General features: G+C 28.7%; 25 protein-coding genes. 24 read left to right on the top strand and 1 reads right to left on the bottom strand.

What is annotated here, in order from left to right; all coding sequences use genetic code 11:
• Window positions 1-173 precede the first annotated feature (173 nt).
• The 6 genes from ACJDTP_RS21110 (at window position 174) to ACJDTP_RS21135 (ending at window position 5,587) form a co-directional block, all read left to right on the top strand.
• Window positions 174-953, top strand: a complete 780-nt coding sequence (locus ACJDTP_RS21110; RefSeq protein WP_078116656.1) for a polysaccharide deacetylase family protein — start codon at window positions 174-176, stop codon at window positions 951-953.
• Between the two features lie 263 nt (window positions 954-1,216).
• Window positions 1,217-1,789 (top strand): CDP-alcohol phosphatidyltransferase family protein, encoded by a 573-nt coding sequence (locus ACJDTP_RS21115; RefSeq protein ID WP_406762353.1) that lies wholly within the window; start codon window positions 1,217-1,219, stop codon window positions 1,787-1,789.
• Between the two features lie 28 nt (window positions 1,790-1,817).
• A complete protein-coding gene (locus ACJDTP_RS21120; RefSeq protein WP_406762354.1) occupies window positions 1,818-3,083 on the top strand; it encodes a ferredoxin reductase family protein in 1,266 nt (421 codons plus the stop codon).
• A 205-nt stretch (window positions 3,084-3,288) separates the two neighbouring features.
• Window positions 3,289-3,849, top strand: a complete 561-nt coding sequence (locus ACJDTP_RS21125) for a DUF1697 domain-containing protein (protein WP_406762355.1) — start codon at window positions 3,289-3,291, stop codon at window positions 3,847-3,849.
• Between the two features lie 202 nt (window positions 3,850-4,051).
• Window positions 4,052-4,519 carry a flavodoxin gene (locus ACJDTP_RS21130; protein WP_173709994.1) on the top strand — a complete coding sequence of 156 codons (468 nt, stop codon included), beginning with the start codon at window positions 4,052-4,054 and terminating at the stop codon, window positions 4,517-4,519.
• A gap of 321 nt (window positions 4,520-4,840) precedes the next feature.
• Window positions 4,841-5,587: a MerR family transcriptional regulator gene (locus tag ACJDTP_RS21135; protein ID WP_406762356.1), complete on the top strand. Its 747-nt coding sequence runs from the start codon at window positions 4,841-4,843 to the stop codon at window positions 5,585-5,587.
• Window positions 5,588-5,810: 223 nt separating this feature from the next.
• Here ACJDTP_RS21135 and ACJDTP_RS21140 read toward each other — a convergent pair whose 3' ends face one another.
• On the bottom strand, window positions 5,811-6,668 hold the full coding sequence (locus ACJDTP_RS21140) for a LysR family transcriptional regulator (RefSeq protein ID WP_406762357.1): 858 nt from the start codon (window positions 6,666-6,668) through the stop codon (window positions 5,811-5,813).
• Between the two features lie 200 nt (window positions 6,669-6,868).
• Here ACJDTP_RS21140 and ACJDTP_RS21145 point away from each other — a divergent pair, with 200 nt between their 5' ends.
• The 18 genes from ACJDTP_RS21145 to ACJDTP_RS21230 all read left to right on the top strand — a co-directional run bounded on the left by ACJDTP_RS21145 (window position 6,869) and on the right by ACJDTP_RS21230 (window position 23,902).
• Window positions 6,869-7,408 (top strand): DUF4865 family protein, encoded by a 540-nt coding sequence (locus tag ACJDTP_RS21145; protein ID WP_406762358.1) that lies wholly within the window; start codon window positions 6,869-6,871, stop codon window positions 7,406-7,408.
• A 335-nt stretch (window positions 7,409-7,743) separates the two neighbouring features.
• Window positions 7,744-8,904 carry a hypothetical protein gene (locus ACJDTP_RS21150; RefSeq protein WP_406762359.1) on the top strand — a complete coding sequence of 387 codons (1,161 nt, stop codon included), beginning with the start codon at window positions 7,744-7,746 and terminating at the stop codon, window positions 8,902-8,904.
• A gap of 320 nt (window positions 8,905-9,224) precedes the next feature.
• The gene (locus tag ACJDTP_RS21155) at window positions 9,225-9,797 is read left to right on the top strand and encodes a class I SAM-dependent methyltransferase (RefSeq protein ID WP_406762360.1); all 573 of its coding nucleotides are present in this window, start codon (window positions 9,225-9,227) and stop codon (window positions 9,795-9,797) included.
• Window positions 9,798-10,014: 217 nt separating this feature from the next.
• Entirely contained in the window at window positions 10,015-10,821 is an 807-nt protein-coding gene (locus ACJDTP_RS21160; protein ID WP_406762361.1) for a CPBP family glutamic-type intramembrane protease, read from the top strand.
• Between the two features lie 224 nt (window positions 10,822-11,045).
• Complete coding sequence (locus tag ACJDTP_RS21165) at window positions 11,046-11,657, top strand: hypothetical protein (protein WP_406762362.1); 612 nt, start codon at window positions 11,046-11,048, stop codon at window positions 11,655-11,657.
• A gap of 172 nt (window positions 11,658-11,829) precedes the next feature.
• The gene (locus tag ACJDTP_RS21170) at window positions 11,830-12,261 is read left to right on the top strand and encodes a hypothetical protein (protein ID WP_406762363.1); all 432 of its coding nucleotides are present in this window, start codon (window positions 11,830-11,832) and stop codon (window positions 12,259-12,261) included.
• A 56-nt stretch (window positions 12,262-12,317) separates the two neighbouring features.
• On the top strand, window positions 12,318-13,064 hold the full coding sequence (locus tag ACJDTP_RS21175; protein ID WP_406762364.1) for an AAA family ATPase: 747 nt from the start codon (window positions 12,318-12,320) through the stop codon (window positions 13,062-13,064).
• A 56-nt stretch (window positions 13,065-13,120) separates the two neighbouring features.
• A complete protein-coding gene (locus ACJDTP_RS21180) occupies window positions 13,121-13,951 on the top strand; it encodes a 4Fe-4S binding protein (RefSeq protein WP_406762365.1) in 831 nt (276 codons plus the stop codon).
• A gap of 102 nt (window positions 13,952-14,053) precedes the next feature.
• A complete protein-coding gene (locus ACJDTP_RS21185) occupies window positions 14,054-14,890 on the top strand; it encodes a CPBP family intramembrane glutamic endopeptidase (protein ID WP_406762366.1) in 837 nt (278 codons plus the stop codon).
• 470 nt (window positions 14,891-15,360) lie between these two features.
• Entirely contained in the window at window positions 15,361-15,834 is a 474-nt protein-coding gene (locus ACJDTP_RS21190) for a DUF6442 family protein (protein ID WP_173714038.1), read from the top strand.
• Window positions 15,835-15,858: 24 nt separating this feature from the next.
• Window positions 15,859-16,065 (top strand): helix-turn-helix transcriptional regulator, encoded by a 207-nt coding sequence (locus ACJDTP_RS21195; RefSeq protein WP_026884957.1) that lies wholly within the window; start codon window positions 15,859-15,861, stop codon window positions 16,063-16,065.
• Between the two features lie 215 nt (window positions 16,066-16,280).
• Window positions 16,281-17,390, top strand: a complete 1,110-nt coding sequence (locus ACJDTP_RS21200) for a C45 family autoproteolytic acyltransferase/hydrolase (protein ID WP_406762367.1) — start codon at window positions 16,281-16,283, stop codon at window positions 17,388-17,390.
• A 17-nt stretch (window positions 17,391-17,407) separates the two neighbouring features.
• Entirely contained in the window at window positions 17,408-18,280 is an 873-nt protein-coding gene (locus tag ACJDTP_RS21205) for an AraC family transcriptional regulator (RefSeq protein WP_406762368.1), read from the top strand.
• Between the two features lie 257 nt (window positions 18,281-18,537).
• The gene (locus ACJDTP_RS21210; protein WP_406762369.1) at window positions 18,538-19,164 is read left to right on the top strand and encodes a hypothetical protein; all 627 of its coding nucleotides are present in this window, start codon (window positions 18,538-18,540) and stop codon (window positions 19,162-19,164) included.
• Between the two features lie 74 nt (window positions 19,165-19,238).
• Complete coding sequence (locus ACJDTP_RS21215) at window positions 19,239-19,685, top strand: GNAT family N-acetyltransferase (protein WP_171983654.1); 447 nt, start codon at window positions 19,239-19,241, stop codon at window positions 19,683-19,685.
• A 1,070-nt stretch (window positions 19,686-20,755) separates the two neighbouring features.
• On the top strand, window positions 20,756-21,034 hold the full coding sequence (locus tag ACJDTP_RS21220) for a hypothetical protein (RefSeq protein WP_406762370.1): 279 nt from the start codon (window positions 20,756-20,758) through the stop codon (window positions 21,032-21,034).
• A gap of 156 nt (window positions 21,035-21,190) precedes the next feature.
• A complete protein-coding gene (locus tag ACJDTP_RS21225) occupies window positions 21,191-21,607 on the top strand; it encodes a hypothetical protein (protein WP_406762371.1) in 417 nt (138 codons plus the stop codon).
• Between the two features lie 897 nt (window positions 21,608-22,504).
• Complete coding sequence (locus ACJDTP_RS21230; protein WP_406762372.1) at window positions 22,505-23,902, top strand: TPM domain-containing protein; 1,398 nt, start codon at window positions 22,505-22,507, stop codon at window positions 23,900-23,902.
• The last annotated feature ends 219 nt before the right edge of the window (window positions 23,903-24,121 follow it).

The raw sequence follows: 24,121 nt of genomic DNA on the forward strand, positions 1-24,121 counted from the left end.
ACTATAGCTTTGATTTATAGCTGCTTCTAAGCAGAAAATCTTTTTATTTAAATAATTTTATATAAGAATTAACAGATGTATAAAATTGCTATAAATAAAAAGATTCAAGAAGCTAATAATAAAGTGAAATAAGCTTTAGATTTATGAGGCAAGTTACAAAGGAGGAAAACAAATTGAGAATTAAATCAAAACATATCTTATTTTTTTTGGCAAGTATATTTTTTATTCTAACTATATTTATAGACAATATAAATATTAATTCTAATTTATGTGATTTAGTATTCAATGAAGATGTTACTTTAAATGAAAAGATAAGTGAGCATAAGAAAAAAACAATTTATTTAACTTTTGATGATGGACCTAGTAGCAAAGTAACAAATAGTGTCTTGGACGTATTAAAGGAAAATAAAGTGCATGCAACTTTTTTTCTAATTGGAAATCAAATTGAAGGAAAAGAAGATGTGGTAAAAAGAATTTATGATGAAGGAAATGGAATAGGACTTCATACATATACCCACAAAATAAGGAAAATTTATAGCAGTGAAGACGCATTTATAAAAGAAATGATTAAATGCCGCGATGAAATAAATAAGGCTATTGGAATTTCACCTAATATAATTAGATTTCCCTGTGGAAGTAACAAAAGATTGAACAAAAAATATTTAAAAAGATTACATGATGAGGGATTTAAAATATATGATTGGGATTTAGATAATACGGATGGGTTAAATTCAAGGCTTTCGCCAGATACTTTATATAGAAAAGCAATAAAAGGAAGTGAAAATCGCCAAAACATAATATTACTTTTGCATTGTACAGACATGCACAAAAACACATGCAAGGCTCTTCCACAAATAATAAAGTATTATAAATCTAAAGGATATGAATTTAAAGTTATTACAGAAGATACTCCAGAATTATATTTTCATATGAGAGGAAAATTATTTAAATAAAAATATATTTGCCTAAACAATATAACATTAAAAAATAAAGGCAGCATGTTATTCATGAAGATTAAGCATGAGAAATCTAGAAAATAGTAAATACTAAGCGAGAAAAATTATATAAATTAAGCCTAGGATGTAAATTCTAAGAGCACCTATAGAAATATAGGTGTTTTTGTTGTACACTTGTAATATATAGGATAAATTTAGAAGTTTTTGTTTAATTATCTTAAAATGAGCTGTTGAAACAGGGAAAGATGAGGAGGGGTTCTTTGAAGATTATAGTCAGATATGTACCTAATTTGATTACAATAGCAAGAATAATACTATCAGTATTATTTATTCAAAATATAATTGAGCAATTTATATATGCGAAGGAAAGAAATGTGAATTTGAGCGTTTTATTTTTATCAATATGTATTTCAGATTTATTAGATGGCAAAATTGCAAGAAAAACTAGTTCAACTTCGATAATAGGAGCCAAACTAGATGTATTTGCAGATTTGTTTTATATTATGATTTCATATATAGCGTTAGTAAACATAAAAATTTTGCCTATATGGTATTTTGGATTCGTATGCTTGAAATTCATTGAATTTATAATAACATCAAAGTATATCAAAAATATTAAAAAGTCGGACAAGTCCTTTATTTTCGATAGTGCTGGTAGGTTAGTTTCGGCTACATTTCTAGTAATTCCAGGCATTGTATGTATATATAGATATATTGGGGATTGCAATGCAATAATTACAATAAATTATATTATCTATGTAACATTTATAATTGGCGTTTATTCTTCTTATTCAAGAATAAAGCTTTGCTTTATCGAAAATAAACTTATATAAATATAGATAGTTATGAAAGGAGATAAGTATGAGGAGTATATCAGGAAAATTAGTTATATTTATGATTATGATAATAACATGGGTATTATGGTTATTTATTGAACCTATAAGAGAAATATCTACAATGAGTGGATATTCTCAATTAATAGCTGCATTTGCATTGGTAGCATTTGCATTTATTAATTTCATTTCAACTAGACACAAAATTTTAGATTTCTTATTTGATGGACTAGATAAATCATATATTTACCATAAGTATTTAAGTATTTGTGCGTTAGTTTTGGCTGTTATTCATAATATAACAATAAGTATGGGGAAAAGAATTGAAAGGGCCAATGGAATAAAAATTCCTAAAGATCCTTATGCTATGTATGGAACGTTTAGTATGTATATATTTATAATACTTATATTAATCGCCCTTGTGGCTAAAAAATTAAATTATGAGAAGTGGAAAACAATTCATAAATTTATGATTATTCCTTATGCATTTGGAATTTATCACTATTATGGAAGTGCAACTTATGCTGTCTTTTCATTGGAACCTTTCTGTATATGGCTAAATCTTATAAACATCACAGGTATAATATCTGCAATTTATAGTGTGTTCCTTTATGAAAAAATTTCGTTTAAGTATAAATATAGAGTGAAAAAATTAGATATAGTAGCTAATGGAACCTTTGAGATTACAGGTGATTCTATTGGAAAAGAAATAAAATTCAAACCTGGGCAATTCGCTTTTTTGAAGATTTTAGATAATGAAAATGGGTTTGTTTCACATCCATTCACAATAAGTGAAGCACCTAAGAATGGAGAATTGCAATTCACTATTAAAGCATTAGGGGATCATACAAAGGAGTTGTTAAATACACTTAAGGTTGGAGATGAATTTGTTGTCTCAGGACCTCATGGTAAATTTAATTATAAGACTGGTGTCAAGAATCAAATATGGATTGCAGGAGGAATTGGAATAACACCTTTTAGGAGCTTTGCTCAATCAGGTGTAGGGGAAGAATTCTCGGTAGATCTTTTTTATGCATACAATAATGAAGCTGAAGGAGCATATAAAGAAGAATTGCAACTATTAAACAGTAATAATTTAAGAGTGCACTTATTTAATTCAAAAGAAAAGGGATTTTTATCAGTAAACGAAATATCTAAATTTGTGAATACAAAAGATAGTGTTGATGTTTACTTTTGCGGTCCAGCTCCAATGAGAGAAAATTTAAAAAAGCAGTTTAAAGATAGTAATTTTAATATCATAAATTTTAATTATGAGCATTTTCAATTTAAATAGATAAGATATAGATTTATTGAAATGGCACACTACTCAGATGTAAAAGTGTGACATTTTTAATTGTATAATATGCAGATTTAACTTGGCAATTAACAGAATAATGTTACTTGAGAGCTGAGTAATGTGATACTCGCGAGTTATGTTATAATTGATCTAAAATAGTAAATTATTATAATTTATTTTCATATTAAGGAGGACTCAGAATATGACTGTATATATAGCATTGTTAAGAGGAATTAATGTAGGTGGAAAAAATATAATTAAGATGGCAGATTTGAAACAAGTATTTGAATCAATTGGTCTTTATGAAGTAAAAACCTATATTCAAAGTGGAAATGTTGTATTCAAATCAGATGAAACAGAAGATATTCTGTGCAATAAAATTGAAAATGAGATTGAAGCAGTCTTTGGGATTTCTACAAAAGTCATTTTGAGGAATTCTACAGAATTAGAAAAGATTATCTTAAATTGTCCATTCTCTAAGGAGGAAATAGCAGAAGCAGAGACATTATCCAAGGTAGAGAGTTTATATGTTGCATTATTGAAACATAATCCTTTAAAAGAAAAGATTGAGTATATAGACGTTTATAGAAACGAAAGTGATAGGTATCAAGTTATAGGAAGGGAAGTATATCTTTTATTCCATAATAGTATTAGAAATTCAAAGCTTGCTAATAATCTTCATAAATTAAATGTACCAACAACTATGCGCAATTGGAAAACATTGAGTAAACTTTCTGTATTAGCAAAAAATATTGATGAATAATGTAATTTGCTATAAAGTAAAATGCAATGTCAAAATACAGTCATTTCATCTTATCAAAGTATATTAGAGAATATGAAATAGTAATATGTATATGTTAGATAAAGTATAAAGATAAGTTGCAAAATCTTCTTGAATTATGTAAAAATATTGAGGGAAATATAAAAATATCATATAAAGGCTTAGAGGCTTTACGGAGGTAAAAATGAGCAAAATATTAGTAGCATTTTATTCTTTTTCAAATACAACAAGAATGTTAGCAGAAGAAATAGCAAAACAAACGGGAGGAGATATTAGAGAGTTGGTTCCTGAAAAGTCCTATGCTTTCAATTATAATACAGCAGCAAAGGAAGTAAGGAATGAAATTGAAAATGGATATTGTCCAAAATTATTGTCTGGAGAAGAACCAGTTAAGTCTTACGATTACATTTTTTTAGGTACTCCCAATTGGTTTAAATCATTTGCTCCACCAATACTAAGCTTTTTAAGAAACGTGGATTTGCAGGGAAAGACTATTATTCCTTTTTGTACTCATGGTGGGGGAGGTTTTGGGCAAATTCAAATTAATATTGCAAAGGAATGCCAGAAATCAACAATCCTTCCTGGTTTTGAAGCTATGAGTAATTTTAGTGAACAGCAGGTTAAAAACTGGATTGAGCAAATTGGTCTATAGAATAAAGAGAACTTGTACTTATTTATATATCTGCGTAAGATATAGTGCTGATGCAATAGAAGAAAAGAGTCCTTTTAACAATTTTATAATATTTCATTAGTAAAATGTATCACAAATTATTTGTATCAGTAAAAATTATATATATTGCAAAAATAATTCTTAATCATAAGTCTAAAAATATTGCAAGAATTTTATCCGTAATTGTAAATTGTGAAATGTGAAATGTGAATTGCAACATATATATTAATAAATAAAAGCTTAGAAATAATCTTGACCCTCACCTTACAGGAGGTCTTATTATTATAAACGAGGTGAAGAATTATGCTATACACGGTTAAAGAAGTTGCAAAATTTACAGGAGTTACTGTAAAAGCACTACATCATTATCACAAAATAGGATTACTATTTCCACATGAGGTAAATGAAGCTGGCTACCGTCTTTATGGTGAAAAAGAGCTTGAGCGACTTCAGCAAATATTATTTTATCGTGAGCTTGATTTTTCTCTTAGTGATATTAAAAAAGCACTTGAGGATGAGCCGAATCGGTTAGAGTGTTTAGTTAAACAACAGGAACTGCTAATTGCGCGCAAGCAGAGAACTAATCGTTTGCTAAAAACTATAAATGAATCAATTGTCCTTGGTAAGAGAGGAGAAATTATGAATAAGTCAGCAATGTTTAAGGGATTCAACAAAGAGGAATGGAAGGATGCACTTTCAAATCAGAAAAACTACCTTAAAGGTAAGTATGGATATGATATGCCTGATGTAGATGAAGCTCAAGTTAATAATATGAATGAGGCAGCTATGGAAGCACAGCAGTTTATGAACTGCATAAAAGATGCACTGAAAAATGGTGTAAAGGCTAATGATACAAGTGTACAGGAAACATTAAAAAATCATATCGAATTTCTAAATAAGCATGGTCATAGCACAGATGCAAAATCATTTGTAGCTCAAACAAAGTTCTTTTTAGATGATGATTTTCATAGAAGTATGCTTGAAAATCAGTTAATTGGACTTTCTTACTACCTTTATACAGCAGCAGAAATGTATGCTTCTTTAAATTAGTAAATACTTATGGGCAGTATATTTAAAGTAGCACAAATATTTTATAGTAGGTGAGTTTATTTAGAATAGAATCTTATAAAACCACTGTATTCTAATATGGTTTACCATAAATATTCTTAGCAATATTTATTCTGAAGAATATTACCATATATATTCTTCAGAATATGCTTAAATAATGCGGGTTTGAAGCCTGTAATGACCAAACCATATTGTTAAAAATTAATTACTGAGAATTTAGGAGGTAGTCATTTGTTACACTAATAAAACTTTTAAGTAAAGGATTGATTTTTAAATTCTTACTTACTACAAATTTAATTTCTAATTCAGAAAAGCCATTTTTTAGATCATAAATGAAAAAATTATGATTTTTAGGCAAAATACTTTTGGGCAAAAGAGATATGCCAAGACCTTCATCTATGCCTCTAAGGATAGATTCAAGTGAATCAAATTCAATAATAGCAGCTCCTTTAGAGTTGTTATAACTCAACCATTTTTGTAAGAGCTTACGATAAGGGCAATCGGCATCTGAATTTACTATTATAGGAGTTTGTAAATCATTAATGGAATCAATGCTTATAGAAGATACTAGTGCAAGCTTTTCTTTAAATGTAATAACTTTTTTTATTTTTGAGGATGTAATTTCATCAGATATAAAAGCCCCATCTAATTCATTCTTTAAAATCATATCTAGAAGATTTTTTTGAGTTTCTGTTTTCAAGGTCAAAGATACTTCGGGATTTTTCTCATGGAATAAATAAAATAATTTAGGTAAAACAGATGCAGAAATAGTCTGAGTAGCACCTATTTTAATAGTAGAAGAAGTTTTAGGATTAAGAAACTCATCATTAACTTCATCAATTAATTCAAGAATTTTATCCGCATACTTAAGCAATTTTTCTCCATTAGATGTAATTACAGTTCCTTTATTGTTTCTTATAAATAAAGTAGTGTTTAATTTATTCTCCAGTAATTTAATTCGCATAGTTATATTTGATTGAGCATAACCAAGTCTTAAAGCAGCTTTTGATATAGATTTTTCATAAGCAACTATCTGAAATATTCTTAGATCATTAATTTCCATAGTATAGAAACCTTTCGTTAAAATTAATTTGAATTTGCCATCACTATTAGTGATATCAAAGATTATTTATAAGTATTATACAATTTTTATAATGGGAGTTAAACTGTAAGTGTAAAAGGAAAGGCACGAGTTGAGCAATAATTTCATTTATGAATCAAAAATAAAGTTGTAACTAAAATTAAAAGGGAGGATAAAAAGAAATGATAGCAACTCAATATAAGATTATATTACCTAACGATTATGATATGAGTATAATAAAGGATAGAGTAAAAAACAACGGATATAAAACAGATGGATTTGAAGATTTAAAGTTTAAATTATATCTAACAACAGAAAAAGGAAAAAATGAGAATTTGCAAAATAGTTATTGTCCTTTATATGTTTGGAAAGATAGTAATGGGTTAAATAAATTTTTGTTTAATGGATTTTATGACAATATAATAACTTCTTTTGGATGGCAGAAAGTAAATGTAGGGATACCATTAATTGATACAACAACATATAAAATCAAAGATAGTAAATATGTATTTGAGATAGAAAGAGAAATAAAACCTCAGGGAAGTCTTAATAATTTTAAAGATGAAATAGAAAGAAATATTCCAAGGATTAAAGAAAGTGAGTTCATAGTTATTTACAATCCTGATAAATGGAGATATCATTTGTTTTTCTTCATAGATGATTTGAGTAAGATAAAATCAGTAGAGGGAACAACTTATGATATACTTCACATATCACAATAAAAAATATAAATATAGGGTTTGTTCATGATAATCCAGCGTAAATATTATTCCTTTTTAATGAGGTATATGGGTGTATGAAAATCATGTTTTAGCATAAATCTTTACTTTTAATCTAGGCTAGTATAAATTTTTTCGATTTTTAAAATCATTTATATCAATGGTTACGAGGGTACTAGATTGTAAAAGCATGATTAAGAATGAGCATGACGTAGCCACTTTATTTTGAATAAATTGATTGTTTTAGAACAAGTGTTCTGATAAAATATGTTTATAGTTCACTTTATAATTAAGAAAGTTAATAAACTCTAAGATTAGAAAATAAAGGACTGATTGTTATGAAAAAAGATGAAGAAAATCCAGAATACTTTGCTGAGCATAATAAGAAAATTTATGATAGCGACATCCTACCATCAATAGAATTTCTCGAAAATATAGCCTGCGAGTACAACAGTGATGGCACCGAGAGAAATTTTGCTGAAAAGCTGGAAGCATGCAGACGTGAGAAATACCGATCTGCTGATGCATCAGCCATCACAGGAGAAAGTGTGCGTATTGATTCTGAAAAATTAGATAGAGTTCCAGAAGGAAGGTTCAATACAGAGGTTGACGGTGCTCATTTTGAATGCTTTTATCAAGCAAGCGAATACGACTATCTTTACGTTGTGCTCGATACCATGCGCGATGATAAGACAATTGCAAAAGGTCCACTTCCACGTTTTCATAAGTGGTCATGGGCTACGTTTCTGAAAGGACATTTGTTAAGTATTGAAGATCCGATGTACTTTGAATCTGACATTTCTGTTGGATGGTTTTATGGGACGAAAGAACGAGATTACCGTGACTCCACGGCAAAGCTTGTCATGAGAGTGGCAAGACGCTTAGGCATCCCTAATGAGCATATCATTTTTTATTCAGTATCATCAGGAGGAACATCTGGTTTATTTACTGCTGAAAAAATATCTGGCAGCGTTGCAATAGCATCGAATCCACAACTTGATCTTACGCGTTTTCTTCCAAGTGCACTTGCCAATTTTAAAGAATGTACCGGTATTGATCTTGCCTATGAGAAGGAATATGGAGATGCATGGCGTGTGGATTTTGCTCATGTTTTATATACAAATAGCCTTTCTAAATACTTAGTTATTATAAATTGTCGTTCAAAGATAGACTTTAATGATCAGCTCATTCCATTCTGCAAAGAACTTGGTATAACTCCCCGTTATGGTCTGCAAAAGATAGGAAACTTAATTATATGGGTAATAGATGCCCCAGGTCCCCATCCGCATCTATATTATGAAAGTAAGACCATGTATTTCGCCATTGATTTCCTTGCAAAAACATTAGCAGAAGGTGGCGATATAGATAGGCTTAAATCACTATATATAATGTTTAGCGAGTTCTGGCATGAGAAGGCAGGACTAATTGCAGGAGATCCTGAATGTTTAGATGACGCTGATCCAGTAGGAAAGTCGTTTGCTGAACAATTGAAAAGATAATAGTTGTCAAATTAAATAAACTACAGGTCTAAATATCCCAAATTCATTATTAATGATGAATTTGGGATATTTTTTGTTTAATAAATACTATAGATAACTCAACTACAATCTATACTTATGCGTATACCCCACCGAAATGAATACGTATTTGTGCCATATGAATATGAAAATTTTACTGAAAGGTTCTATATAAAAAGAATGAAGTTTTTATATAAAGTAGAAATATTTCTTTGAAAATTAAATGTTAAATACTTACAAAATATACTATAATTAATAAAGGATGGCAAATGATTGCGCAATGTATTGTTGGAGGAAACAAGATGGAGTATATGGGAAATAGAGAATACTGGGATAATAAATTTGCTAATAGAAGTGATAGTCCACTAAATCCAGAAAAATCGGTAACTGAAAATATTACATATTTCAAAAAAGGATCTGTTCTTGATATAGCATGTGGAGATGGTAGAAATGCTTTGTTTTTACTTGAAAATGGATTCCAAGTAACAGGAATTGATTTTAGTAGTAAAGCTCTTGATAGGCTTAAGACATTTGCTAAAAGAAATAATTATTTGGTTAATACAAAGCAAGTTGATTTAAGTATATCTAATTCTTTAAAGGATATTGGAATATTTGATAATATCTTAATCAATCATTACAGGTTAAGTAAGGAGCAGCTTGGAGACTTGGAAAATCACATAACTGATAATGGGATTTTATTTGTTTGTGGTTTTGGGCATAAGCATAAGGTTGATTCCAAAATTAGAAAAGAGGATCTTATTCAACCAACCGATTTTGAAAATTTAAAGAGATCCTTTGAGCTAATTGAAAATATAGAAAATGATGATGATAGAGGCTTTTTTGTAACTTATATTTTCCGTAAAAGATCAGCGTAAGACACAATATATAAATAGAACTAGATCATTATCTAACCAATTTGATGCAGTAAATTATGAAGATGTTTTCTGGAAAGTTGAATGATATATGTTTATGTAATATTTTATATTTTGAATTTAAAAGAAAAATGTAAAAATAATATAGGTAATTTATTTTAATTATCGTTAACTTGATAGCAATAATATTAAGCTTATCCTTTGTAGAAAAGAGGTAACTATGACTGTTAAGAATTCTATAAGAAAAGATTCTGAAAAAGTATATATTATTACTGTTCTTTTAATTACATGGATTATTACAATTATGTTGTTTATTAATCCTACTATAGGTAAAAATGATTTTGCTTTAATCATGTTCATTCCTGCAATATTAGCTATTATCTTTAATAAGATTACAAATGATCATCAAGCAAATTTATTTAAAGACACAACTTTAAAATCAGTGTTGTTTGGAATTTTTTATCCTATTGTTTTTATAGGGATTTGCTCATTTATAGCTCACCTTACTGGTGTTGGAAATATTAGTGTTAATAAGGAATTGACATTCAAAACTATTATAATTCTAATAGTGTCTGTAGTTGTTGGTTTATTCTTAGCCTTGGGAGAAGAATATGGATGGAGGGGATATCTACTTCCCAGATTAACAAAAGATTATGGTAAAACGAAAGCAACTATAATAGTAGGTATAGTATGGGGATTGTATCACATTCCTGCTGTTTTTCTTTTGGCAAAAGCAACTGGAATAGGTAATCCATTATTCTTATGTCTTATCCAAGCATTTGCTGCCTTTACATATAGTTTTCCTTCATCTTATTGTTATTATTCTTCAAGGAGTTTATTACCAGTATTATTTCTGCACTCGGTGTGGAATGTGGTTAATCCTTTGATGCTCGGTGATATTTATACAAACACATCTGGATTGATAAGTGGAGATATAATAAAAATAAATGGAGAAGGTGTACTTGGATGTATTTTAGGTGCAATAATGATTTTCTATTTTGTAAAGCAATTTAGAAAAGATATATAAAGAGAAATATCAGTATTTATAGGTTATATAGATATACAACTTTAAAACTATATTTATGTGGTAACTTATCGAAATAATAAATATTTTGATTTCGAAAGTATTTGTTATTCCTTGGGAATATAGAAAATTAAAGTTTTAGAAAATTGGCAAATGTGTTTATTTAATAAGTCAAATATTTAAATTGGCTAATCTATATTATAAAATCACAGATAAGGAGAAGAAAAATGAAAAAACTTGATATTAAAAGTATAACTATAGGCTTTGCGATTGGAGCAATAGGAGTTTCTGTAGTTTTTGCAGCAATAGGAAGAATATCAGCAACTACTAATGAGAAAAAGACTGTTGCGGCCTCATCAGAAGAAAAAACATCAGAATCTGCTAATGGTAAAAATGATAATGTGCCTTCAGGAGAAGCCGTAAAATCAGCTGTTATCAATAATGATAAGGTATATTTTAATGGTAAAGAAATTGATTTAAAGAAGCCACTAGTTACTATTGAAAAGGATGGAGAGTCAGAACCTCAATTATACATGCCAATGGATGAATTGTTAGAATATATGCATTTTAAAGTTGAATTCAATAAAAAAGATAATGCTGTGTATTTAACTATGGGCCAAGATAATCAACAAAATGCAGAAGCTATAAGTGGCATTTCAGCAAATGAAGCAGATGCAAAAGCTATAGATACCATTCAGAAAACAGGTAATTGGGGATATATTGAAAAATACATACCACATATGTCTGCTGATGGGATTAAACAAGTTGTAGATATATATAACTCTAAACATCCAAATCCATCTGAACATAAAAACGCATCAGATTATATAAAGAACTAAATTTAATTGGGGAAATAACCCGAAAGGGGGAAATGCAATTAAGAGGAAATATTTAATTATAGCAAGTATAATAGCTGTTCTAACTGGTATAGCATATATTTTATTTCCAGAGAAATATCTTTTTGCAAAAAGTATAAATTTGAAAGATGATAGCTTGGTTGGAGTTTGCTTAATGGAACAAGTTAATATACAGGCTTTAGAAGAGAAATTTGGAAAATTGACAAATGATAATATTAATAAAAATGGATTAAGAGGTTTAGAATTTGATAATTATCCGTATTATGCATATGTCCAAATAGATAAAGATAATGAAGTTGCTTGGATATCAGTTGGATATCCTAATAAGTCAGATAATACAAAATTTATAACAAGTAGAGGCATAGGCTCAGAGTCTAAATTTTCAGATGTATTAAAGGCTTATGGTGATAATTATGCAAAAAAAACTTATTCGGATTTTATGGGTAGCGGTGATGGATATGATGTCACATATATTGATAAGGAGCAAAAGACTTCAATTAAATTTGAGTTTAATGAAAGTGATCCTTATTCAGATAAAAAGGAAGAATTTCTTCACTATATTACTCTAAAAAGGCTATTGGATTAATGGGATACGGAGTACGTTTCAATGAAATGGGAAAGTAACAATGAGGTGATATATGAGTGCTATATGATAATGTGTATATAAAGGAAATACGTCTCAAGAAAGAAATTCATAAAGATGACAGCTATATTAAAGAGTTACCTGTAGTTAATAACTTAACTAGCTTAGATATATCAAGAAATGTAACATTTTTTGTTGGTGAAAATGGTAGCGGAAAATCAACATTACTAGAAGCTATTGCTGTTAATAGTGGATTTAATGCAGAAGGAGGAACTAAAAACTTTTGTTTTTCATCAAGAGAAACACATTCAGATTTATATAAATATATTACTGTAGTTAAAGGTGTGCAGAGGCCTCGTGATGGTTTCTTTCTAAGGGCAGAAAGTTTTTATAATGTAGCCACAGAAATAGAAAAACTCGATTTAGAAAGCTCTGAGGGAGTTCCTGTTATAAAGAGTTATGGAGGTACATCATTACATAAGATGTCACATGGTGAAAGCTTCATTGCACTAATGACAAATCGTTTTAGTGGGAATGGATTATATATCTTAGATGAACCAGAAGCTGCATTATCACCTACAAAACAAATGGCTATGCTTACTATTATTAATGAACTAGTAAAGAAAAAATCACAGTTTATTATAGCAACTCATTCACCAATATTAATGGCGTACCCAGGTGCAGATATATTTGTTATTGATGATGATGGAATTACGAAAACTCCTTATAAAAAGACTGATAACTATATGATAACAAGAAAGTTTTTAGAAAATCCTGAAAAGATGATGGGTTATTTATTTGAATAGATTACATAGTAAAACTAAATAGCGTATTAGTAATATAAATTAGGGGGATGGGAAAGATGGATAAACAATATTTTATAAAAAACGCAGAAGACTTTGTTGAGAATTCACAAGATAACTATATAACAAAGGAAATAGCTATTTCAGAAAATGTTGTAGGAATGAAAATTTTTGATGCTCCAATTCTGGCATTTGGTTCTGTTGATGATGAGTACTTTACATTATTGAAACAACCATCAGCAATTGGAAAACACTTCATGCTTCCAAAAGAGTGGTTACCACAATCAAAAACTGTGATATCATTTTTCTTACCATTTAGCGAAGCGGTTAAAAAAGGAAATAGAAGGAACATGTCATGGCCTTCTGAAGAATGGCTTCATGGACGTATTGAAGGTCAGAGTTTATTAAATAAGTTGTGTATGCATTTAAAGTCTGAATTGATTAATGCAGGATATAACAGTGTCGTACCTACTTTAGATGAAAGATTCTGGTCAAATGCTAATCATCCAAATCATGAAGAGAAATTTACAAGCAACTGGTCTGAAAGACATGCTGCTTTTGTATGCGGAATTGGAACATTCGGACTTTCTAAAGGACTTATAACAAAGAAAGGTATATCAGGAAGACTTGGTAGCATAATTACAGAATTATATTTATCACCTGATAAGAGAGAATACGAAAATATATATGAATATTGTTCAATGTGCGGTAAATGTGTAGAAAATTGTCCAGCTAATGCAATATCCATAGAAAATGGGAAAAATCATATCATATGCTCTGAATTTTTGGACAAAACAATGGAAAAACATAAGCCTAGATATGGCTGTGGAAAGTGTCAGATAGATGTACCTTGTGAATCTAGAATACCTAAACAGCATAATGTAAAATGAATATTATATTTATATTAATTTTTGGCAGGAGCAACATTATAATTAACTTGCATTGATTTTAAAATTACGAATGGACATAAATTATAGAAGGGGAACTTGAAAATGAGTATTATAGAAAGGATTAATGGACACAAAAAAGTCGTATATTTAATGAGTACTTTCTTCCTTACGTGGATATTTTGGATTCTTTCATTTACTTCGAACAGTTTGAGGTTAAATGCAATTTTTCGTATAGTTGGTTCATTAATACCGAGTGCTATGGCTATAATTTTTATTAAGTATCTTTATGGAAGAATAGGGCTAAGAAGATTCTTAAAAAAGTTAACTATCTGGAAGGTCAATCCGCTTTTTTATGTTTTTATACTTTTTTATTCAATATCATCATTTTATGTACCATCCTTTATTTGTCTTATAGCAGGAGCAGACTATAAAATACATATCAAAAATCAAATATTTGGTTTCAATCTCGATAATCCATCATCATTAGTAGCATGTCTATTAGTTATCTTAATTTTTGGAGGACCGCTTGGTGAGGAACTCGGATGGAGAGGTTTTGTATTGCCAATACTTCAAGAAAAGTATAGCCAATTGCTATCAGGTGTAATAGTTGGAGTTATTTGGACTTGCTGGCATATACCAATGTTTTTATTTCATATTCAAGGATATGATAATTTTATAGTATATCTTCTGCAAACTATTTCTTTAAGCATTATATACACATGGATTTATAATCATGTAAAGGGAAGTTTGCTAATTCCAGTTTTATACCATTGCATTGATGATTTTATTCCATCTATATGTTTTCCTGAATTTTTGAATTACTTTAATATGTATTCAGCTATTTATTGGGCAATACAATTAATAGTTTTACTATGTATTATCTTTAATATGACTGGAAAAACATCAAGTAAACTTCAGAAATTTGATTTAAGTCAGTAATTAGAACACTATAATATAAAATCAAGTAAGTGTATTGTTTAGTGTTGAGTAACACTATTAAATTTTGCAAGGCAAGTATAGTTTATAAAATGAGAGGAAATAAGATTATGGAATATATAAATGTTAATGGCAAAGATTATAGATTTGTTATTGGTACTGGTGATGATGGTGCATATAGAACGAGTTTTAATGCTTTAACATAGAAAACATTTGGATTTAATAGACGTATCAACGGTTGATGCGTCTTTTTTTACGCAATAAATTATATAAATAGAACAGTCCAAATAAAAATTTTAGAATTACTGTGAGAATACTTATTGCTTATTTCTGTTTATATGATAAGAGCATGGATATTGTAGTTCGAGATGCACAACTGTTCTACATAACGAATCAATAAAAAAGTAAATAAACAATTTTAAAATCATATTATTCAAGAATTTGAATTTGCGTTTTTGATGGGAAATTTGTAAATGGAGAGTAATCTAGAGGGTCTATACATAATGCAAAGAAAACTTGGCGAAAATATTGACAATAAAACTTGGCATGATATAATAATACCAAGTATACTTGTCAAAAAACTGAAAGGTGGAATATATATGAATAGAGATGAAATTTTAGCAAGAAGCAAAAAAGAAAACTTATTAAATGATGAACGTGAGCGATATATTCAAAAATCAGCAAATCAGAATTCTTATTTTGCAGTGATTATTATATTTGCTATTTTCTCAATAATTCTTTTTATACAAAAACTTATAACAGGCGGAGCTTTTGCAGATTACAGAGTGTTTTCGTTAGCTTTGTTGATCGCAATGATTGGGCAAAGCGGAACAGTTTATTATTATAATAGAGATAAGAAAGTGTATTTAGTATGTACTATTTTAGAAATTATTGGGGCAATTGCTGGTATGGCTTCAATTGTTGGAAGTGGCATGGGGTGGTTTTAATTGTCAGCATTTAAAAAGGAACAGATGGAAGAACTAGTATTGCATAATAATTTAAAGAAAGTCAGAACAGAGCAAAAATTATCTCAATCTCAATTGGCAGAAATGGTTGGTGTATCAAGAAATACAATTAGCTCTATTGAGACGGGGCAGTTTAATCCTACTGCAAAATTAGCGCTTGTTCTTTGCGTCGCGTTAGATAAAAAATTTGAAGAATTATTTTATTTTGATTGATAAAGTTTAATTTAGAAGATTTGATTATAGATGTTATTATATATAAAAATTAAATAGTAGATTAGGATATCGCACTATTTCATAAATAAGAATGAATTTGCGATATTTTTTTACAGTATTGACTTAATAAAAGAGTATATAAAAAATCCGCAGAAAATATCAAGTATGTCGTCTTATCTTAGCTTATAATTTTTTTGAAAGATGAGGTGTTTCTTATGAAAAAGACAAAGACATACTTAAAGAATTTTGTAGGAACAAGTTATGAGGTTGGAACACAGATTGGGAATTGGATTTTATCTGAACCTAATTTATTGAAAAAGATAATTTTACCACCTAATGCCTATCCCAAAAGTAAATTAAAAGAAATATTCAATTTGCTTGATGGATATTGCAGTGGTGTAAATGAGGAAATCGAAGGATTCGTAGATACAGTTGGAATTTCCAAAGAACAAGCAATTTTTTATGCAATGACATATTTAGAACGTGGATGTAGTTTAATGTCTGCAGTACCAAACAAGATTGAAAATGGGCACACTTTGATGGCACGTAACTACGATTTTAATGATGAGATGGAAGAAATGTGTTTTGCGTATACGGCTATTAGAGGGAAATATCGTTACATCGGTTCTACACTTAATTTATTCGGACGATGCGATGGGATGAATGAATATGGATTGGCAGCTTGTAAAGCTAGTAATGGATTACCTGTTGGAAATTTTGAAGGGGGACAGAAAGCTGGCATAACTGGTTTTTCTTTTTGGGTTGTTATTCGAAGTATTTTGGAAAATTGCAAAAATGTTGAGGAAGCTATTGCATGGGCAAGGGCGGCACCTATTGGATATAATATAAATCTAATGCTTGCTGATAATAGTAATAAAATTGCATTGTTACAGTGTATAGATGGTCATAAATCATATCGTATTTTGGATAATGAATCTAAGCAGAAATTTCTTATTTCCACAAATCACACAGTTTTAACAGAAATAAAGCCATATGAAAAGATACTGATTGAAAACTCGGTGATTCGTTACAAAGCAATAGAAAAAATGTTTTGTGAAAAAGAAAAAATATCAGAAAAAGATTTAAAAGATATCTTATCTACATCTTATCCAAAAGGATTGTGTTGTCATTATTATCCTGAATTTTTTGGAACTTTACGCTCTATGGTATTTAATACAACCGAGAAAAAAATAGAAATGACATTTGGTTCGCCACAAGCAAATGAATGGAAAACTTTTATGGTAGAAAAGCTACAAGAGCAAGAAATTATTGTGAATCTTCCTTGCGAAAAAGCGGGAAAAGATTTTTATAATATTATGTCTTAAATAAGGAGGAAACTGCATTGAAAGACAAGCAAATTATTGGTAGAGCAATTATATTTATTGAAACGAACTTGTATGAGCCATTGACTGTAGAATCAGTTGCGAGTGCAGTGTCCTATTCTTATTATCATTTCCACCGCTATTTTCAAGTAGTAATGGGTGAAACTATTGGCAGCTATATTAGAAGCCGAAGATTGACTCAAGCGGCATATAATCTTGTACATAGCGAGAAAAGGATTTTAGACATAGCAATTTCACTGTATTTTGAGTCTGCTGAAAGTTTTACAAGAGCCTTTAAGAAGAGATATGGAATTACACCGATGGAATATAGAAAAAATGGTATTGATGTATTGATTGGAAATCATAATCCAATGCAAATTGATAAAATCACTGAATTCAATTATGCAAATCTTCAACCAGAAATAGTAACATTTCAACCTAAATGTGTTGTTGGATTTAGATATTACATGAGTATTGAGAAAAATAATAGTATTGAAATGTGGGAAAAGTTGAACGCTCAATTAAAGAAGCAAAAGTATATTTCAATGAATAATAATAGATATAGTATTTATGAGACAAGTGGTACATGCCTGCAAAATACATTTAATAAAAATAGTGAAACTACTTTATTTATAGGAATTGAGACATCGGGTGACAATAATATTCCAGAAGGGATGGAATTAAAAGAAATTGGCGGCGGAAAGTATGCTAAATTCATACACAAAGGTACAGTAAAAAACTTGATTTCTACATATTATTATATTTGGGGTGTCTGGTTTCCTAATAGTAGTTTTCAATTAGATGACAGAGATGATTTGGAATGCTACACAGAGAAATTCTTAGGAGCTGAAGATGAAGAATCACAGATTGAAATTTATTTTCCTATACAATAACGAACATGCAACAAAAGTTCATCAAATCTCAATTTATGGATATGTTACAAATCTTATCATTTCTGAGTAATTATATTAAGCTTTGAAAATTGAATGGTATGTTATTTACATTTTATAGAATAATTATTTAACAATAGTTAATAAACTATGAATTTTAGAAGTTGTATCATGAGTCGCTGTATACTATGCTATAATTTACTATAATGGTATTAAATTGCTATTGATGTGGTAAATATGATTATGGTGAGGGCGAAATAATGAACTGTTATAAAGAAAAATGTATTTTAGGTGAATGGAAATCTAATGATGGGAAAGGGAACCTTAATATTGAAAAGATAGGTGAAACATATAAATGCACTTGGAGGAGAGATAAAGAAAATTCTAGTTATGAGTACTCTGGAATTGGAATATTGATCGATGATAAGTTACTTGTATCAAGGTGTTTAAAGCAAGTTCCAATGGCTGGAGTTGGTGTGTATAAACAAATAGGAGATTTACGGTCAAATTCAGCTCTTTGGGCTTCAACACAGAACTTTGATACATTAGGTTCTGGGATTGCATTAAGAAACGAAACAAGCGAAAGTTTTGAAGGAAATTATAAGGTTAGGTACTTTATAAAAGAATATGAATCTCCTGTTTTTGATCTTAAAATTATAAGAAAGGATCAAAGTGATGAGTTATATGACTTAAGTTGGTCCGTAAATAATCAAGTTCAATTACATGGAATTGGTACAACTAATGATAGACAGATGTTTTTGGCATATGGTGGAATAAATTTTGAATATGAAGTAGTTATTTTAAACATCGATAATCAAGGTAAATTAAGTGGAAAATGTGCTTCTGTAAGAAATAGCAGCGTTAATGAAGAAATATATATTAGATAATATGCTATAATTAATACGGAATAGTAAATTTTAATTGTGTAGTAGACAAATTGTAATTTACAGGAGGAAATATGATGAATTATAGAAAAGCAGATATGAAAGACATACCTTTACTTGTGAGTATTAGAAAGAAGCAACTCATTGATGAAGGCATAGAGCCCAATATTGATATTGATGAGGAATTGACGAGATATTTTAATAACAAACTGGCTAATAATTTATTGGTTGAATGGATTGCAGAAGAAAATAACCAAATTATAGCTACAGCTGCTATTGCATTTATTGATTTTCCACCAACATATACTAATAAAACTGGAAGAAAAGGTTATATAACTAATATGTATACAGAACCGACTTCTCGTGGTAAGGGTATAGCTACAGGAATGTTAGATAGGTTAGTAAATGAAGCAAAGGAACGAAACATTCATAAGATTTGTTTAGTAGCATCAAAACTTGGAAGACCTGTCTATAAAAAATATGGATTTCAAGATACAGATGAATGGTTGGAATTAAATTTATAAGTGTAAATTCAAATTTATCGTTTAGGTAATTCGTAATGTTCTTAAGTTATGAATCAATAAAATTAAATAACAAATTGCAAAATCGTATTGTTCAAAAGAAATTGAATTTACGATTTTTTTTACGCAATTCTAAAATTTTACGTAGTAAATTACAGTGATATTTTTTTAAAATTGAGTAATGATACCTTTACAAAATATATCATAATTAGTGAATGATTGTGGATTTGAGCAAGATTTTTAGTCAAGAGTGAATTTTCACTTATAATATATATGAATAAAGAAAGGTGTGATTACTATAAATAACTTTTTTAAGCCAATACTAGCTTGTATAAGTAAAGTAAGTCTATTTATAGGAAGCCCATTAATGAGTATAATCGTCTTTTTTGCATGACTTAAGCCAATTATCGGCAAAGGTTTCACTATGGCATAGTACTGTTTTAGGGATGAGTACACTAGCGATTATTAGTTTAATTAGAGCTATATTAGGTTTTATCACAAAACGCAATCACATGAAAAAGATTTGTACATGTACAATTTTGGGATATTTATTATCAATTCTATCCACAAATGCCTATTATCATAAAAGAATCTACTTTAACTTTCCAATGCAAATGCTGGTAGGATTTATTTGTATAATTCCATTCATTATTTCTTTTCATTATATTTTAGATAGAAAAGACAACTTAAAATAATGAAAACTTTTTCATGTTATTTATTACAGGAATGCTTGGCTTTGAACCAGTAATTTATTAGGGAGTGATAATACATGAAAGGTAATAAGATGTTTCGAATAATATATTCTCTAACTATATTAGTGTTATTTTTTTTTATTTTCTATACAGGATTTGAAATTATCAAATTGAAACACAATATAATTAGTTATATTATATTAGCAATTATAAGTGGCTGTTTGCTACAGATATGTGTAAAAATATTTAGTGGAAGAAATAAATGATATATTTCTTGAATTTTGGACAAATAAAAAAATCATTTACAGTATATGTTATAATAGAAATATAGAGGAATAATAGGTTAATTGCGTTAGTTATATTATAAGGGGAATGATCTTTATGAATAGCTTGTTTTTAGGATTTGTAGCTTGCTTTGTAGCATATTTGATAACGGACTTTTTTTGTCAAAAATTAGGCATAGAAAGATTAATAAATAGTAAAAGACATATGAGAATTAGCTTATTTCTAATTGCTGCAGTATTTAATATTATTGGCACATCAATTATTGAGAAGTTTTCTTCAAGAGAATATCACTTTTTGCTTAAATCTTTTTTAGCTGGAGCAACGTTCTACTTTATTGTTTTTATATTGCCATTTAATAATAAAAAGATTAAATAACAATACATTTACAATTTATATTATATTTGGTTCAGAATAGTAGAGTCTTAATAAGAGAGCAAAACAGTATATATTTTTATATCATATTAGAGCATATTGTAAAACGTATTAACTTTTAAATATATATTAACTTGTGATATTAGGAGGCAATTAGAATTGATAAAAACTAAACAACAAGCAGCTGATTTAGTGATAGTAGTATTAACGGTTATAGTTGGCATAATTTCGTATATTTTAAACTTAGGTTGGATAAGAGTAATATTTATTATTCCATTTTTAGCATATAACACTGTAATATTGGTTTCAAGTATAATTTATGTTTTAACGAGTCGCAAAGAAGGAGTAGTTAAACAAAGGAAGTCATTTTATCTTGGTTTATTAACATATATTCTTTTTAATGTATTTCTTTTTGATGGTGGTGATATTGGACCTGCGTATTGCTTTTTTGGATTAATAAAGATATATGGAAGTGGCTCTTTCTTTTATTACACATCAATTATCAGTCTTATTATAAGTTTGATATGTATTATATTAAATATTAAAGCAATTACAAGTAAAAAAGCTAAAGTTTAATGAATAGCCTTTTAAAAAGTGAATAATTATCTTTTGCTCATTTATCTCATCGTGTTAACGATACTTGAGGAAGAACATATTATGACATTTATTTTGAAGTTAATAAGTATGATGGCATTCCTAAGATAATGGAACTAGATAAATGTTCTGAATTAAAATGGTTTAACATAAATAATCTTCCGGATGATAGTATGGATATTATAAAAGTAGTTCTTGACAACTATAAGGATAATATACAATATAGTGAAATAATTAAAGCGTAGTTTTATACAATAAATAAGCATAGAATTATTTTAGAAGTGAGATGTTCCTTTTAATGTAAACATATAAAAAAAGAAATCTGTTTACATTAAAAGGAATATTTTTATTCCTAAAATACTAATAAATATTAGAAGAGCAGATATTATATTTAAATAAATAATGACAAAAGATGATATAATTTGAAAATATAATAATGAAATTATTACAAATTATGCTATAATTTATTTATAATAGAAGTTTGGTTTAAATTTACAGGAGAATGCATGATGAGATCTTTTTTATGAATATAGTTAGTTTAGGTGTTAAGGTATAAAATGAAAACAATTACTTATAAAACTTTTTCATATATAAGTTAGATTCAGATTGACTGGTTAAGTGGTACAAGCTATTGACTTTAGAATATATGAAGATGGCAAATATATAATTTATAACAATTTACAGTAATTTTTGAATTTAATAATTAATATAATCAAGAGTAATAATTTTGAAATTGAAAAGTATTATGGCGAAAAGACATCTGAATTTAAGTTAATTGAATACTCAATAGACTTTTTGAAATTAAGGCAAATTATAGTTAATTTATAGTATATAAACTAACTATATCAAAAATAAATAATAATAAAGAGAGGAAAAGAGATGAAAGTAAAGAAAATTATTTTATCAAGTTTAATATTATTATTACTAATGTCAATTGGGGTGTATGCAGCAGGTAAGCATATAGTAGATGACGCCAACGTCCTAAAACAAGATACTATTAATACTGTTGAAGAAAACTTAGCCAAGATAGAAAAGAATACAGATGTAATAGTTAAATTTGATGTAGTCAAAACATTGAATGGAAAAAGTATTGATGATTACTCGAAAGAATATGCAAAGAGCAATATAAGTGGAGAGCAGTACATTTTATTTGTAACATCAATAGGTGATAAGAAAAATAAAATTTTAGTTGGAGATAAGGCAAATGACATTTTGTCTCAATCAGATATATCTAATATTGTAGCATTACCAAATTCAGACTTTAAAGCTAACAATTTTGATAGTGGAATTATGAAAGTTGGAAAGGCACTCGATGAAAAAGTTACAACTAAGGCAGTTAATACTGGCAAAGCTGAAGTGGTAAAGGATGGTTATTCAAAAACTGTATCGCATAAAACAAATTATTTTGGGATATTTATTATTATAATAGCTATCATAGTAATTGCAATAATATTATTTAAAGTAATAAAAAATAAAATGAATAAAGATTATGAAGAAAGAAAAAGGAAATTTGCTGAGGAAAATAATTTAGGATCATATTTAGATTCTGATGATAACTCATTTCATTCAGGTAATATAAGTAAAAGTGAAACAAAACAGAATTATTCAAGTCATGGAAATGACTCGGATTATAGAAACAATAATGAGTCTTCTTCTAATTTTAATAACAATAATTCGGCTTTTAATAATAACTCAACAAGGACATCAGATAATGTATCAAACAATTATGATACATATCCTTCAGGCGGCCATGTAAATAATACTACTATAATAAATAACAACAATAGTAATAATGATTTTATAGAAGGTATGATCGTAGGTGAAATGGTATCTGAATCTTCACGTAACCATCATGAACATTATGATGAGCATTATCATGAAGAACATGGATATAGAGATGATAACGAACATTATAGGGACACTTCATCATATAATTCCAATAGCTTGGATAACAACAGTTCTAAGGAGTCTGACTCATCATCAGATTCAAGTAGCGATTCAGTATATTTATCTGGCAATTGGGATTCAGATAATAGTACAAGCAGTTGGGAATCAGATGATGATTCAAGCTCAGATTCAGATGGTTCATCATCTAGCTGGGGATCAGATGACGACTCAAGTTCAAGCTCAGAAGAATCATCATCTAGTTGGGAATCAGATGATGATTCAAGTTCAGGCGCAGATGAATCATCTTCTAGTTGGGAGTCAGATAGCGACTCAAGTTCAAGTTCAGATGACTCATCATCTAGCTCAGATTCTGGATCAAGTGATTGGTAAAATAAGATGGACAGAACCAGCCTATCATTAAGTAACTTTAAAGCAAAAGTAATTAATGGAATTACATCATAGTAAGAATTTATATTTATCTTATTGTTGAAAGAGAATTAGCGGCATATTTTATAGCAGAAATAATGCATAATTTGAGTTGGCTTGATTGCGATGTTGAGACTAAAATAATAACATAAACTCAAGATATAGCTGATCTTTGTAGTATTA

The organism is Candidatus Clostridium helianthi, assembly GCF_045310795.1.
Lineage (GTDB): Bacteria > Bacillota > Clostridia > Clostridiales > Clostridiaceae > Clostridium > Clostridium helianthi.